This window comes from Chitinibacter sp. SCUT-21 (genome assembly GCA_041874755.1).
GTDB lineage: Bacteria > Pseudomonadota > Gammaproteobacteria > Burkholderiales > Chitinibacteraceae > Chitinibacter.
The window spans coordinates 2,614,884-2,628,666 of the sequence record CP102611.1; the positions used below are offsets into that span (position 1 = coordinate 2,614,884).

14 protein-coding genes are annotated in these 13,783 nt (G+C 48.5%); 8 read left to right on the forward strand and 6 right to left on the reverse strand.

Annotated features, from left to right (window positions below; genetic code table 11):
- Positions 1–9: 9 nt before the first annotated feature.
- From NT239_12135 to aroB, 4 genes are all read left to right on the forward strand, one after another.
- Positions 10–534: a pilus assembly protein PilP gene (locus NT239_12135; GenBank protein XGA70518.1), complete on the forward strand. Its 525-nt coding sequence runs from the start codon at positions 10–12 to the stop codon at positions 532–534.
- Complete coding sequence (locus tag NT239_12140) at positions 531–2,618, forward strand: type IV pilus secretin PilQ (GenBank protein ID XGA70519.1); 2,088 nt, start codon at positions 531–533, stop codon at positions 2,616–2,618. Before NT239_12135 ends, NT239_12140 begins: the two co-directional genes overlap by 4 nt.
- Positions 2,619–2,683: 65 nt before the next feature.
- Positions 2,684–3,199: a shikimate kinase gene (locus tag NT239_12145; protein ID XGA70520.1), complete on the forward strand. Its 516-nt coding sequence runs from the start codon at positions 2,684–2,686 to the stop codon at positions 3,197–3,199.
- On the forward strand, positions 3,196–4,290 hold the full coding sequence (gene aroB, locus NT239_12150) for a 3-dehydroquinate synthase (GenBank protein XGA70521.1): 1,095 nt from the start codon (positions 3,196–3,198) through the stop codon (positions 4,288–4,290). Before NT239_12145 ends, aroB begins: the two co-directional genes overlap by 4 nt.
- Here aroB and NT239_12155 read toward each other — a convergent pair.
- Entirely contained in the window at positions 4,221–5,459 is a 1,239-nt protein-coding gene (locus NT239_12155) for a YihY family inner membrane protein (protein ID XGA70522.1), read from the reverse strand. The two genes, aroB and NT239_12155, sit on opposite strands and share 70 nt — an antisense overlap.
- Before the next feature lie 59 nt (positions 5,460–5,518).
- Here NT239_12155 and wrbA point away from each other — a divergent pair, with 59 nt between their 5' ends.
- Together wrbA and NT239_12165 are read left to right on the forward strand one after the other, a co-directional pair.
- Complete coding sequence (wrbA, locus tag NT239_12160) at positions 5,519–6,121, forward strand: NAD(P)H:quinone oxidoreductase (GenBank protein ID XGA70523.1); 603 nt, start codon at positions 5,519–5,521, stop codon at positions 6,119–6,121.
- The gene (locus NT239_12165) at positions 6,118–6,495 is read left to right on the forward strand and encodes a DUF2069 domain-containing protein (GenBank protein XGA70524.1); all 378 of its coding nucleotides are present in this window, start codon (positions 6,118–6,120) and stop codon (positions 6,493–6,495) included. Before wrbA ends, NT239_12165 begins: the two co-directional genes overlap by 4 nt.
- A 74-nt stretch (positions 6,496–6,569) precedes the next feature.
- On the opposite strand, the gene NT239_12170 is transcribed toward NT239_12165, so the two are convergent.
- Complete coding sequence (locus NT239_12170) at positions 6,570–8,267, reverse strand: glycosyl hydrolase family 18 protein (protein ID XGA70525.1); 1,698 nt, start codon at positions 8,265–8,267, stop codon at positions 6,570–6,572.
- A 250-nt stretch (positions 8,268–8,517) separates the two neighbouring features.
- On the opposite strand from NT239_12170, the gene metF reads away from it, so the two are divergent.
- Positions 8,518–9,354, forward strand: a complete 837-nt coding sequence (gene metF, locus NT239_12175; protein XGA70526.1) for a methylenetetrahydrofolate reductase [NAD(P)H] — start codon at positions 8,518–8,520, stop codon at positions 9,352–9,354.
- A gap of 49 nt (positions 9,355–9,403) precedes the next feature.
- On the opposite strand, the gene NT239_12180 is transcribed toward metF, so the two are convergent.
- Positions 9,404–9,892, reverse strand: a complete 489-nt coding sequence (locus NT239_12180) for a hypothetical protein (protein ID XGA70527.1) — start codon at positions 9,890–9,892, stop codon at positions 9,404–9,406.
- A gap of 232 nt (positions 9,893–10,124) precedes the next feature.
- Between NT239_12180 and NT239_12185 the strand changes: the two genes are divergently transcribed.
- Positions 10,125–10,892, forward strand: a complete 768-nt coding sequence (locus tag NT239_12185) for a hypothetical protein (protein ID XGA70528.1) — start codon at positions 10,125–10,127, stop codon at positions 10,890–10,892.
- 86 nt (positions 10,893–10,978) lie between these two features.
- Here NT239_12185 and NT239_12190 read toward each other — a convergent pair whose 3' ends face one another.
- The 3 genes from NT239_12190 to NT239_12200 all read right to left on the reverse strand — a co-directional run bounded on the left by NT239_12190 (position 10,979) and on the right by NT239_12200 (position 13,762).
- Positions 10,979–11,074 (reverse strand): hypothetical protein, encoded by a 96-nt coding sequence (locus NT239_12190; GenBank protein XGA72806.1) that lies wholly within the window; start codon positions 11,072–11,074, stop codon positions 10,979–10,981.
- Positions 11,075–11,166: 92 nt separating this feature from the next.
- Entirely contained in the window at positions 11,167–11,775 is a 609-nt protein-coding gene (locus NT239_12195; protein ID XGA70529.1) for a 2OG-Fe(II) oxygenase, read from the reverse strand.
- The gene (locus tag NT239_12200) at positions 11,768–13,762 is read right to left on the reverse strand and encodes a site-specific recombinase (protein XGA70530.1); all 1,995 of its coding nucleotides are present in this window, start codon (positions 13,760–13,762) and stop codon (positions 11,768–11,770) included. The genes NT239_12195 and NT239_12200 overlap by 8 nt, the downstream gene beginning before the upstream one ends.
- Positions 13,763–13,783 lie beyond the last annotated feature (21 nt).

A 13,783-nucleotide genomic window follows, 5' to 3' on the forward strand; every position in this document is an offset into this window, starting at 1 on the left:
GGAAAAACAATGAAAAGATGGATCTTACTTAGTTTGCTGCCAGTTGCGCTTACGGGATGTTTTGGTGAAGAAAATAGCGATCTAAAAGCATGGATGGCTGAACAGTCTGAAGGATTGCGTGGTCGCGTAGAGCCTTTGCCCGAAGTAAAGCCCTATCAACCATTTACTTATGATGCATTCGGTCTTCCTGATCCGTTTCGACCCAGTAAAATGGAGCTGGCAAAAAAGGCAGGCAACAGTGGCTTGGCACCAAACACCAATCGCGTCAAAGAAGTATTGGAAAACTACGATTTAGAAAAGTTACGCATGGTTGGCACTTTGCAGCAAGGCAAAACAATACAGGCTTTGATTAAAGCCCCTGATGGTAATCTTTACCGCGTCAAAAATGGTAGCTATATGGGGCAAGATTTCGGTATGGTAATGAACATTACTGAAACCGAGATCACTCTCAAAGAGATCGTGGAAGACAGTGGTGGTGATTGGGTTGAGCGTACAACAACTCTTGGCTTAGATGATGCGGAGCAAAAAAAATGAAAATGAAGAAACTACTGAGCTGGGCAACTCAAATAACCCTTTTGTTTGTTGCTCCGTTTGCCATTGCCGCAGATGTGGCTAGTATTACAGCTGTTGACGTAAGTAATGTTAGTGCCGAAAAACAGCTGGTTAAAATCACTTTTAATGGGACGCCGCCTACCCCTACAAGTTTTTCAGTGAACACCCCGCCTCGAATTGCTTTCGATTTCGCCAATACAAGCAATCAAGCGGGCAAAAACTCTGTTCAGGTTAATGGTGCAGCATTACGCTTAATTAATATTGCCGAAGGTACTGGTAGGACAAGGGTGGTTTTCAATCTTCAAAAACCTGCCTCATATGAAACCAAAGTAGAAAATAACAATTTATTAATTTCAATCGACGGTGCTGTTGCTGCTTCTACAGCCAAAAACAGCGCTCCAAGTAATACAAGTACCCAGTTTGCTGCAGCAAAACCAAGCGGAAAATCTGAAGGTATTCAAGATGTCGATTTTCGTCGCGGTACAGCAGGCGAGGGTAAAGTAGTAATTGATTTGACAAGTGCGAATGTTGGAATTGATATTCGACAGCAAGGAAAGAAATTATTAGTTGAATTTACCAAGGCTTCTCTCCCAAAAAATCTTGAACGAAGCTTAGATGTTTCCGACTTCGGTACTCCAATTCAGAAAGTGGATACTTTTTCGCAGGGTGACAAGGTCAAAATGCTGATTGAGCCCAAAGGAAATTGGGAATATTCAGCATATCAAACAGAGAATCGATTTGTCGTCGAAGTGCGTGATGCGTCTGATAGCAAAAATAAAACAGCACAATCGAAGCCAAATTATAAAGGTGAAAAACTCTCACTTAACTTCCAAAGCGTAGAGATTCGTACAGTTTTGCAGGTGATTGCTGAGTTTACTGGCTTAAATATCATTACAAGTGACACAGTTAGTGGTTCGCTAACCTTGCGTTTAAAGGATGTTCCTTGGGATCAAGCACTGGATATTATCTTGCAGGCCAAAGGCTTGGATCAGCGCAAATCTGGCAATGTTATGTGGATCGCACCCCGTGACGAATTAGCTTCTAAAGAAAAGCAAGAACTTGAATCAAAGAAGCAAATTGCTGAACTTGAGCCAACTCGCACTGAATATTTTGATTTGAAATACAGTAAAGCAGATGACTTTAAAAAGGTGCTAACTGACGAGAAGCAAAAATTATTATCTCCTCGTGGTAGTGCTGTAATTGTTCCACGTACTAATCAGCTTATTGTTCAAGATATTCCATCAAAACTTGAGCAAATTCGTGACATGATTGCCAAAACCGATATTCCTGTTCGTCAGGTCATGATCGAGGCTCGGATCGTAGAGGCCGAGGATGGCTTTAGTCGAAATTTGGGCGTGAAGTTTCACGGATTGTATTTGAATAAGGATGTAGGAGTTGCCGGTGGTTTAACCACTAAAGATTATAAACCTACAAATGGCGACTCTTATCCTGCTCCTGCCCTTGCTGGCGATAAGCCTTCCGTTAACTTACCTGCTGCAGCTATTGGTGGTTTTAATCCGGGCTCAATAGCCATGCTTTTGGCTGGTTCTGATGGCTTACTAGGTTTGGAATTGTCGGCTCTTGAGCAAGATGGTAAGGGTAAGATTGTTTCTAGTCCGCGTTTAGTTACCGCTGATCAAGTTGAAGCGGTTATTGAAGATGGTCAAGAAATTCCATATTCAGAATCGTCTCAAAATGGAGCAACTTCGGTTTCGTTCAAAAAAGCAACGTTATCGTTAAAGGTTACACCTCAGATCACTCCTGACGGTAATGTATTTATGGACGTAGCCGTTAATAAGGATAGCCGTGGCGAGAATACGATTAACGGACCAGCGATCAATACTAAGCAGATTAAAACTAAAGTGTTAGTTGAGAACGGCGGTACAGTGGTCATTGGTGGGATCTATATTGAAGATACAACCAATACCGTAACGCAAATTCCTCTGCTAGGTGATATCCCTGTAATGGGTAATTTGTTCAAAAATCGCTCAACTATAAAAGCCAAGCGTGAACTGTTGATTTTCTTAACGCCACGCGTTTTGCAATCTGATCTCACATTGCGATAATTAAAAAAGCTAGAGATTGAAGATCGCTAAGCTTCGTAGTTTCAAGTAAAATGCCTGGCATGAAAATGCCAGGCAATTTTTTTTTAGTCGGCCTCATGGGGGCTGGCAAGACGACAGTGGGTCGTGCCCTAGCCAAAGCTGCAGGCAAAACGTTTTATGATTCTGATCATGAAATTGAAGCCAAGACTGGTGCTCGTATTCCTACAATTTTTGAACTTGAAGGCGAGGCTGGCTTTCGGCAACGAGAGGCAGAGGCGATTGCTGAGCTAACACAATTGAAAAACATTGTGCTAGCTACTGGTGGCGGTGCTGTGCTTAATCCGATTAATCGTGCTCATCTACGAAGAAACGGTTACGTGATCTATCTATGCGCTTCGCCGGAAGAGCTATATCACCGCACCTGCCACGATAAAAATCGCCCTTTGCTGCAAACTGCTGATCCAAAGGCGCGATTGGCCGAGTTGTACGCTGTGCGCGATCCTTTGTATCGTGAGGTAGCCGACTTGGTAATGGATACTAGCCAGCAAAGTGTTAATTCTCTACTGCAATTACTTCTCAAAGAATTGGAACGCAAAACATGACCACTCACGTTGTTCGTGTCGACATTGACCACGCGCCATACGACATTTTGATCGGTAATAATCTGTTGTCATTGGGCGAAAAGATTGCAAGCCACTTGCCTCAACCGCGTGCTGCGATTGTCACGAACACAACGGTGGCGCCACTATATTTAGCCAAGCTAAAGGCGACGCTAGCGTCACAAGGAGTGGCCTGCCAAGAAATTATTTTACCCGATGGTGAAAAATATAAAACTTGGGATTCACTAAACCTGATTATGGATGCCTTGCTCGGTGAGCGCGCCGAACGTAAAACTACGCTAATCGCGTTAGGTGGTGGGGTTATTGGCGATATGACGGGGTTTGCCGCTGCGATTTATCAACGTGGCGTGCCCTTTATCCAAGTCCCAACTACCTTGCTTGCTCAGGTCGACTCTTCCGTCGGAGGTAAAACAGCGATCAATCACCCCTTGGGTAAAAATATGATCGGTGCTTTCTATCAGCCGCGCCTAGTTTTAGCCGATTTGGACACCCTTAAAACGCTGCCTGATCGTGAATTTTCTGCCGGTATGGCCGAGGTTATTAAATACGGCTTGATTGATGATCCCGAATTCTTGGTTTGGCTAGAGCAAAATATTGATGCACTCATGCTGCGTGATGAGTCCTTGCTTGCGCAGGCTATTGAGCGTTGCTGCCAAAATAAGGCCCGCATTGTCGCCGCCGATGAAAAAGAAACTGGTCAGCGTGCTTTACTCAATCTGGGCCATACCTTTGGCCATGCGATCGAAGCGGGCTTGGGTTATGGTGCATGGTTACATGGCGAGGCGGTAGCAGCGGGTATGGTGCTGGCTGCGTATGCTTCGAAAGAGCTCGGTCATCTGAATGACCAAGACCTCTCTAGGGTTATCCAGTTGTTAACAAAAGCAAAATTACCCGTTGTAGCTCCTCAGTTAGGGCCTGATTGCTATAAAACCTTAATGGCTCAAGATAAAAAAGTAGATGCTGGCCGAATTAAATTTATTCTGTTGCGCCAATTAGGCCAAGCTTATATTGGCGAGCTGCCAGAATCTGCGATTGACGCCGCATTGCTGGCAGGCTGCGCCGTCGCTAAGTAGTCTTGCAAGGTGATCTCAAGTGCGGCTTTCGCTTGGCCTAACGGACGAGCCAAGCCGCTTTTTTCATCGCTGCTCAGTGGGCTGACGATAAGTTCAAAAACTTGATCAAGCCGAATTTGACTCGCGCTGCAGGCCAGTAACCATTGTCCGTCACGGTTGGACTCAACCCAATCTCGTTCGGCCATCTCCTCTAGCAAACATTGCGTCGCATCGACCCCTAGGCCAACGCGCTTGCGCAGATCGTTGATGTGCAAAATTTGTGCATTTTGATGGGCGAGAGCCAGCTCTTTTAAGATGCACATCGCTTGTTCAAAGCGCGTGCCATGATGATCATTCCACTGCCAGCCATCGTTATGCCAATACGATAGTGTCGCCGATATCACTGCACCAGCCAGCACAATGACCCAGCACACATACAGCCACAATAGGAAAATAGGGAAGCTAGCAAAAGCGCCATAAACCAGTTTATAAGTACCAAATTGCTTTAAATACAGCGCAAACAGCCATTTCATTAATTCCAGAAAAACGCCCGTAATTAGTGCTGCTGTTAGTGCATGCTTACGTGGAACAAAACAATGTGGCAGCGCCAAATACAACAAACTCAAAGTGCCGATTACTAAGATCATTGGGCCAATTTTAATAATGTCGACGCCAATGCCGGTGAATTCCCCCGCTTGATTTGCTAGCCAATTGGTGAGCGACAAACTCAAACCAATGAGTAATGGCGCCAACGTTAACGTGGCCCAGTACGTCAGCGTGCGTGATAGCAATTTGCGCTGGCGACGTACCCGCCAGATATTGTTGACCGATTTTTCAATCGTCATCATTAATAAAATCGCAGTCGCCAACAAACCAATCATCCCGAACGCGGTGAGACGGTCGGCATTTTCTGCAAACTGGCGCATATATACGCCAACTACTTTGCCTGCCGCATCGGGAACTAGGTTTGTGATAATAAAAACACGAAATTTACTGCTGATGCCGCTGAACATCGGAAATGCCGAGATGACGGTGAGTGCAATGGTAAACAGCGGTACGACCGCCAGTAGCGTGGTGTAAGTCAAGCTCCCTGCAGTTTCGAGGCAGCGGTCTGCATATAAACGGCGGCCGACAAAGCGGGCGAAACCGATAATTCTGCGCCAAAGCGGCAAGGGAGAAGTCTCAGACATGTTTATTTCGCAGAGCTTGAATGCCTTTATAATACCGCAAACTTTGAATGAGCCTGATAATGACAGAGATATTGGTGTTGTATTACTCAACGCATGGCGCAACGCGGCAAATGGCGCAGCTGATTGCGCGTGGCATTGAATCTGTGCCAGGAGCAAAGGCACGGCTGCGCACTGTGCCGCGCATTTCCACTGTGTGTGAAGCGACTGAGGCGGTGATTCCTGAGGCTGGTGCGCCGTACGTTGAGTTGAAAGATCTGCAAGAATGCGCCGCTTTGGCGCTAGGTAGCCCCACTCGCTTTGGCAATATGGCCGCACCGATGAAGTATTTTTGGGATTCAACCATTGCTGAATGGTTGCAGGGCACGCTAATTGGAAAACCAGCTTCAGTATTTACCAGCTCGGGTACTTTGCACGGTGGCAATGAATCGACTTTGCTAACCATGATGTTGCCGCTGCTGCATCATGGCATGTTGATTGTTGGAACGCCGTATTCAGAAAATGCCCTGATGTCGACCACGACCGGTGGTACGCCATACGGCCCAAGCCACTGGGCGGGTACTGATTCTAAGCAGCCGATCTCCGAAGCCGAGCGCCAATTGTGTTTGGCACAAGGCAAGCGTTTGGCCGAGATTGCCTTGAAATTAAACGGAGCAGCAGCATGAATTTAAGCCCGAAACAATTGCCTTTGTGGCAATGGATTACCGTTGCTAGTTTGCTAGGCATGGTATTGCTTACCATGCTATGGGAGCTATGGCTTTCGCCGCTATACCCTGGTGGCTCATGGTTGGCGGCGAAAGCATTGATTATGCTATTGCCACTGCGAGGTTTGCTGCATGGCCGCCGCTATACCTTTCAGTGGTATACGATGTTTATTTTGCTCTGGTTGCTGGAAGGCATTATGCGCGCGTACGCCGAGCAGGGCATGGGGCGTTATCTGGCGTGTATCCAAGTTCTGTTAGTCGTCATTGGATATACGACGGCCAATTTATACGCCAAATATTCTGCGCCGTCGCGCTTGGCGCAAGCCAAGCAATAACTTTACGCGGTGGAAAAGCAGCATAAAAAAATCCCCTGCGAGCAGGGGATTTTTATTTGTTAACAATGAGCCGCTTATTTTGGATACGTATTCAAATACGCTTTATGGCCTTTGGCAAATGAATAGCCATTAGTTTTATCCCAGTTAATCGACCAAGTCATCACGCCGCGCAAATCAGGCTGCGCTGCAGTTGGTTTGTAAGTGCCGCAGTTTTGTAGCTTCATCAGGCAGTCGAGCGCTTTTTGCACTTCAGCATTATTCATGTAGCCACCTGAAGGAGCTGCTGCAGGAATCGAAGGCAGGCCGATGCCGACTTGGTCTGGGCGTAGCGGTGGGAAGAACTTGTTCGGGTCACGCCCCACGTTAAAGCCGGTCAGCAGCATATCCGTCATCGCCACTTGGAAGTCAACTGTACCTTGGGTGTAGGTTTTGTCGTCTTTGCCGGTGATGCCGCCTGAATTGTAGTGCTGAACGTGCAAGAGGTTCAGATCATCACGCAGGCCGTGGATAATTCCCAAGTAGCCACCCCAAATGCCGCCAGACACGCCGTAGCCACCCTGCACATAGGCGGTTTCTGGTGCCATGGTCAGGGTAAAGCCTGGGCCAAAGCGTTTTTTCAGCGCTTTAACGCCCGCAACCAGATTCACCACTTGTGGCGTGGTTGGGTTACGGAAGTCTTCGCCAGATGCAATCGATAGATTGTTTTCAATATCGATATCTACGCCGTTAAAACCATATTTAGCGATGATGTCGCCCAAGCTTTGGATGAACACGTCGCGCGCAGCTGGGCTGTCGATCACGATGGTGCCGTTAGCGCCACCAAGTGAGACTTGTACAATCTTGCCCTTAGCTTGTTTTTCTTTGATGTCGGCAATGAATTCAGCTTCGTTAAACAGCTTGTCCAGTACGAAAGTCGCTTTGCCCTTAGTCCATGGATCGCCTTCGACGAATGACACATTGATGATGTCGTATTCATCCGGCACGTCTTTAATGCGAATTACGCCTGAGCCATTGTCAAAATTGTGCCAATAACCAACAACAGCGTGTTTTGGCAATGTTGGGCAATCGCTAGTGCATGGCGTTGCTGTTGGTGCCGGTGTTGGCGTTGCTGTGACTACTGGAGTCGCCGTTGGTGTTGGGCTTGGCGAGACGCCAATACAATCACCACCCGGTGCAACTGGGCATGGCGTTGGCAATACAGGGGTTGCCGTAGGTGTTGGTGAGGCGGTTGGTGTTGGTGTAGCAGGCGTTCCGCTAACTAATTTCCAAGGTCCCCATTGATCCGCACCAGGTTGATTACCTTGCGTCCACCATTTGGCTTCGTAAACCGCGCCGTTATAGCTAACGCGTTGGCCGCCGTTATACACCGCAGTGCTGCTCCACGCGGCGACTCCAGAAACTGGCGTTGCGGTTGGGGCATTTGTTGGCGCAACTGTTGGCGTAGCGGTTGGTTTTGCGCTCACAGCAGGCGTTGCCGTTGGTGCGCTAGTTACGACAGGGGTAGCTGTTGGTGTAGTACTTGGCACAGGTGTTGTGCTGCTGGTGCCCGTTTCTTTCCACAGCGTTGGGGTTGCGGCAGGATTCCAGTTGGCGCCTACATAAGCGGTGTGGGTAACCAGCGCGCTGTAGGTTTTACCGTTGTAATCGACCACAGTACCTGCTGTGTAGGTATTGCCTTCTTGCCAAGTTGCTGCGCTCACGCTGGCTGCGAGCAGCAGGCCGCCAATGACAGCGGCAATACGGGTACGGCGCATCATGGTGCGTTGTTTCATCTTTCGTCTCCGACCAAATAGTTTGGGGTGCGGCTTTTTTGAATGCCGCTATTTTTTACTGCTCTATGGCAGCTCGTTGATCGTAAGGTATATGGCTTACAAAAACAACAGCGCTACAAGTGCTTGTTGCGAAAAAGAATTTATGCTTACATGGGGCTGATTTTTACTTCGTGAGCATGAGAAATATTCATGGGTAAATAGATTGTTTGGTGTTACCATTCATAAATTAACTGCTTTTGAGTTGTAAAAAATGACCTCCGGATTGCGCCCCATTAGTTTTGAATTTTTCCCACCTAAAACCGAAGAGGGCGCGGCCAAATTAGCGACTACGCGTCAGCAATTGGCGCAATTTAATCCTGAATTTTTCTCGGTCACCTTTGGTGCTGGCGGCACCACGCAAGAGGGCACTTTGCGTGCGGTGTTGTCGATCCGCGAAGCGGGTTTTGCCGCGGCGCCGCATCTTTCTTGCATTGGCTCAACGCGCGACAGCATTCGGCAAATTGTGCAGCAGTATAAAGACCATGGCATTCGCCATATTGTTGCGCTGCGCGGCGATATTCCATCGGGGATGGTTGGTTTGGGCGAGTTTCGTTATGCCAATGAGCTGGTCAGCTTTTTGCGCGCAGAATTTGGCGATTGGTTTCACATTGAAGTGGCCGCTTACCCCGAGTTTCACCCGCAATCGGAAAGCGCAGAAGCGGATATGCGCAACTTTGTGAACAAAGTGCGCGCCGGTGCTGATTCGGCGATCACGCAATATTTCTTTAACGCCGATGCTTATTTCCGCTTTGTCGATGAAGTGCTCGCGCGCGGGGTGAATATCCCTATCGTGCCGGGCATGATGCCGATTCAAAACTACAGCCAGTTACAACGTTTTTCTGATATGTGTGGCGCAGAAATTCCGCGTTGGTTGCGTCTGCGTTTGCAGTCTATGGGCGACGATACCGCATCGATTCGTGCGTTTGGTTTGGATTTTGTCACCGAGCTCTCTGATCGCTTACTTAGTGGTGGTGCGCCGGGCTTGCACTTTTACACGCTCAATTCCGCTGGCGCGGTATCAACGATTTGCCAGCGTTTAGGGTATTGATGGGTATTGCTTTTTTGCGCTTTTAAAATAATGGCTACAAGGCTATACCCTAGAGACTGTTCGTGGTTTTGGTGAGTGGCACCACGCGGGCTGTCACTCCATCAGTAATCACATCCACATGCTGACCCACGCTAAAGTTGAGGTCAGCATCTTGCACCACAACCAAGCGCTGCGCGTTATCCTTCATTAAAATCGTTAATTCTTTCGCTGGTTTGCGCGTGATATTGGTTTCGATTTTATTGCCCAGTAAGCCGCCTAAAATCGATCCAATCACGCCGCTCACCACTGCACCGCTGCCTTTGCCGATATGTGAAGACGCGCCAAGTCCGCCGATCACCGCACCTGCAATTGAGCCGATGCCTGTGCTGCTATCGTCCATTTTTACGTCGCGAATATTCTCAATCACACCCGCGCGTGCAGTGGTCAGCTGCTTCATCTCGTTTTTTTTATACACATTGGCCGAGTCGGCTGTAATGCATGCACTGAGCAGACTAGTACTCGCCAGGATGCAAGCCGTTAAAAACTGTTTGCCGCGCATAGGGCCTCCTTGCTTCGCTTTCTTCTCCTTAGTTTACGCTCGCAGCATTGAAAAAACTGTACCAAATGTCATCTTCTAGTGCCCACCGCGTCGATTATTTCAATAACCATAGATAAGTTTTTCGGCACGGCATGTCCCCTTAGTCGTAAGATTAAGGCATTGATACGCTGACTTATTTTCAAACGAAGTATTTCGTCTAAAATAAAGCCACAATCAATGTATGGGCTTTGGAATGAAGTATTTTTTTCTTTTGCTACTGAGCTTGTTTTTATCTGCAGGCAGCCACGCGGCAAAAATCGTGAAGGTGGGCGCGGCCGTATTTCCGCCTTATATCGTGGAACGCAACAATGGTGATTTGTACATTGAACTGTTAGATGTAATGAATGCCTTTCAAGATCAATATCAGTTTGTTGTCGTTGCCAGCAATCCTAGCCGACGCTTTATCGATTTTGATCGAGGCCTGTTTGATGTGTCTTTTTACGATAATCTAGCCTGGGGTTGGCAGGGGCGCTCGGTTGAGGCAAGCCCTATTTTTCTGCGGGGTTGTGAGCGCTATGTGGCGCTGAAAAAAGCGGGGCGAGATCAGTCATTTTTTGCAGAGTTTGATAAAAAACGCATGCTTGGTTTACGTGGGTATCACTACCAATTTGCCCAATACAATGCCGATCCGCAGTATCTACTCAAGCACTTTCGCATGATAGGCTCATTGAATCATGACGCCACGCTTAGGCAATTAAAAGCTGGGCGTGGTGATATTGCACTGTTAACCGAAGCGTATCTGCTGCAGAAACTAGCCAGTGAGCCTCAACTACAAGATCAATTACTGATCGGCACAGTCCCAGATCAGGTTTACCACCACACCGTTGTGGTCCGCAAAGGTACATCGCCTAGTGCCGCGGAAATTGGCGAATTGTTAGAAAAAATGGAACGCACCGGTGCCCTACAGCCGCTGTGGCAAAAGTATGGCACTGGCCATGCGTGCGAGAAAAAGCGTAATTAAATTCTAAACTGCGCGTCGCTTTGTTGTAGTTCGTTACGCTCAGCCAGTTTATGCACTCCATCTGCGATCACGGCAAAGCCACTGCCTTATTCGCTAGCCCATGCCGCTTCAATGGCGACATTGAGCGCCAGTAAAGTGGTTTGACCTGCACTGTCTTTAATGACCGCCACAACGCCCGAAATTTCGCGTGCTTTGTGGTCTTAGGCTTGAATTGTCTGCTTGTACGTTAAAGCTAATGTTTACATTGAAATACCCTGCCAGAGTATTTGGGGGCTTAAACTGGGCGGCGGCGATACCAACCTGTTAGCGAAAAGCGTTCGCGCTTGGCTGGTAACACTTCATGCTCAAAGCGGTTCGACATAAATACCGCCAGCGTGCCGCCGTAGGGCGTGACATCAACATGGCTGCCATCGTCCAGATAAATGCGCAATTGGCCGCCATCATCGGCATGCCATTCAGGATTCAGGTATTGCACCACGGTTACCACGCGTGTGTCTTGCTCGCGATGCTGATCCAAATGGCGTTGATAAAACGCCCCGACTGGATAGCTAGCAAAGTGCCATTCCAGCTCGTGTAGCCCCAAATACAGCGTACGATTCAGGTATTGCTGCAACAATGCCATACGCTCATTGGCGCTGCGCATCGCCGCATCGTCGTCTTCAACCCATAAAACCGAATCGCCGCGAATGTCGCTGCGGATTTGATGCCCCGCTTCGCGTCCCACGCCAGCGCGGTTAAATTGATCGCGCCGACTTTGTGCCAATTGCTGTAATTCGAGCACGGTGGCTGAGTCGAGAAAATGGGGAATCTCAATCCAACCAGGGCCGGCTAGGGCATCGCAAATTTGCTCGAGAATGTCATCGGCAATCAAGGGGCTATTCATTGGCTTTCTCAGGCTGAGCTTTCGGGGCAATAAAAAAGTCGATCGGGCGCTGCCAGAAGCGCTTCCACAACAAACCAACAATCGGCTGCAATTCGCGCAGGCGGCGTTTGCGTGAGCGCAATGCAACCCAGAGCGCCAACACAAAGCTGGTAATTAAATTGGTGGCACCAATCAGCGCCACGCCAAGGAAGGCCCAACCGATGGCCATCAGCGGCATTTCAAAGCCATTGCCCGCGAAGGCGTATGATAAATTGGCGGCCGAGAAGGTAATGTGACGAATATCAACCGGCAAGCCGAGCAGAATCCCAATGGTGCCGATGCTGCCCAGCATAAAGCCGAAATAAAAATTTCCCGCCAGCGCGCCCAAATTGTGCTCAATGTATTGACCGACTTTTTGCGCGCGATAATCGCCAATGATTTTACGCAGCATGGGTAGGGCGGCAATCCGCTCTGGAATGCGATTGTAGAGCGCTTTATTATCGTAATAACCTGAAATCAAACCTGCTAGGAATAAACACACCCCGGCAATCGCCGCGTGCGGAATGCCCATGCCGGCGATGGGCTGCAAGTCGCGTAATAGTGTTTCAGCTTTTTCCGGTCCGACCACGTGTTCGCCCAGTCTATCCCACCACAACCATGCAATCCCCAGCGCCACCGGCATAGCGAGCAAAACGTTGCCCATAATCGCGATAAATTGGGTGCGAACAACTTTGACAATCAGCTCGATTAAATTGCTATACCCATCGGCGTTTTTACTGCCCGCTGCTGGCAACGCCGCCGCGATCCGCGCCGCCGTCATCGCGGGTTGTTTGGTCGCAATCGTGCAATGCATTAAATGCACCAGCATAAAACCGATGGCGTAATTTAGGCTAAATGCAAAGGCTTCCAGCAGCAGCGGTAAGTGTGCTTTGGCAATCAAAATTTTGATCAGCGCCATAAAACCTACCACCACACCTGCGCCCGCCGCCGAGCGGAACATATCCAGCCATTCACGGCGTGATTCGCTGGTGTAATGCTCGCCAGTGTGGCTAGCGTGTTCGGTAATCTGCAGCGCCAAAAGCTCGGTATTCTCACGGAATACATCACCAACACTATTTTTGCGGTTTTCCGCTTTGACTAATACAAGAAATAAGCGAACCAGTGCATCGCCTTGCGTCACGGTAGGATCGATTAATTCGAAGAGTAACTTCATTCGATCAATGTGCTGTTTCAGACGCAATAAATGGTAAGTCAGGCTGACCGACGCCCCGTTTTTGGAGGCATATTTCCACACCCGACCCATGATCGTTTCGCATTGCTCCAGCAATACTAATAAATGACGATGATCTTCGGCTGGCGCAGCGCGTACCGTTAAATCTTGCCGATATTTTTCGATATAGTTCAGCACTTCGGCATTTAGGCGCACAAAAGGCGATTCAAAGCGCTCTACATCGGGGTAACTGCGAATAATTTCCGGCTCAAGTCCAATGGCTGAAATACGACACGATAAAACCTGAATGGCTTCCAGTTGTTGCAAGCGGATATGTGCAGGTGATTCATCCGGCGGCACCTCTTCCATGTGCAGGGCATTGCCAATTTCATGCCATACATCCCGGGGGATTGCCTCTAGCCACAAGTAATCATCTGGTTTGTGAAAGATTACCCCCAGTAAATCGCTGAAATGTTCTTCATTAACAGTGGGGGGGAGTAATTTCGCGCCAATCCGGCGCTTAACCGCAGTCATCATGCTCTCGTTGAGCAAAATCCCCGTTTCGGTATAGAGATTAACTTGACGGGTGTTATCGAGCAGCGAGTAAAACTCATTGCGTAATGCCGCGCGATACTCGGGATGTTGTTCAAGTAGATAACACAATGCGCGCGCATTATTAATCGCAGCGATGTGATCATCGGCCTTCATGGGCCGTAATGCATTGACCAGCGCAGTGAGCTTAGTCAGTGAATCTTGATCCGTTTTGCTGTTCTGCATCTCGCGCAGCAGTTGTTCCATACCTAATCCTTGTTCAAGACT

What these genes read in the sequence shown, in the direction of transcription:
- NT239_12165 (XGA70524.1), top strand. Translation starts at nt 6,118, where the DNA reads ATGAATTTAAGCCCGAAACAATTGCCTTTGTGGCAATGGATTACCGTT.
- NT239_12140 (XGA70519.1), top strand. Translation starts at nt 531, where the DNA reads ATGAAAATGAAGAAACTACTGAGCTGGGCAACTCAAATAACCCTTTTG.
- NT239_12180 (XGA70527.1), bottom strand. Translation starts at nt 9,892, where the DNA reads ATGCGCGGCAAACAGTTTTTAACGGCTTGCATCCTGGCGAGTACTAGT.
- NT239_12185 (XGA70528.1), top strand. Translation starts at nt 10,125, where the DNA reads ATGAAGTATTTTTTTCTTTTGCTACTGAGCTTGTTTTTATCTGCAGGC.
- aroB (XGA70521.1), top strand. Translation starts at nt 3,196, where the DNA reads ATGACCACTCACGTTGTTCGTGTCGACATTGACCACGCGCCATACGAC.
- NT239_12135 (XGA70518.1), top strand. Translation starts at nt 10, where the DNA reads ATGAAAAGATGGATCTTACTTAGTTTGCTGCCAGTTGCGCTTACGGGA.
- NT239_12195 (XGA70529.1), bottom strand. Translation starts at nt 11,775, where the DNA reads ATGAATAGCCCCTTGATTGCCGATGACATTCTCGAGCAAATTTGCGAT.
- wrbA (XGA70523.1), top strand. Translation starts at nt 5,519, where the DNA reads ATGACAGAGATATTGGTGTTGTATTACTCAACGCATGGCGCAACGCGG.
- NT239_12170 (XGA70525.1), bottom strand. Translation starts at nt 8,267, where the DNA reads ATGAAACAACGCACCATGATGCGCCGTACCCGTATTGCCGCTGTCATT.
- NT239_12155 (XGA70522.1), bottom strand. Translation starts at nt 5,459, where the DNA reads ATGTCTGAGACTTCTCCCTTGCCGCTTTGGCGCAGAATTATCGGTTTC.
- NT239_12145 (XGA70520.1), top strand. Translation starts at nt 2,684, where the DNA reads ATGCCAGGCAATTTTTTTTTAGTCGGCCTCATGGGGGCTGGCAAGACG.
- NT239_12200 (XGA70530.1), bottom strand. Translation starts at nt 13,762, where the DNA reads ATGGAACAACTGCTGCGCGAGATGCAGAACAGCAAAACGGATCAAGAT.
- metF (XGA70526.1), top strand. Translation starts at nt 8,518, where the DNA reads ATGACCTCCGGATTGCGCCCCATTAGTTTTGAATTTTTCCCACCTAAA.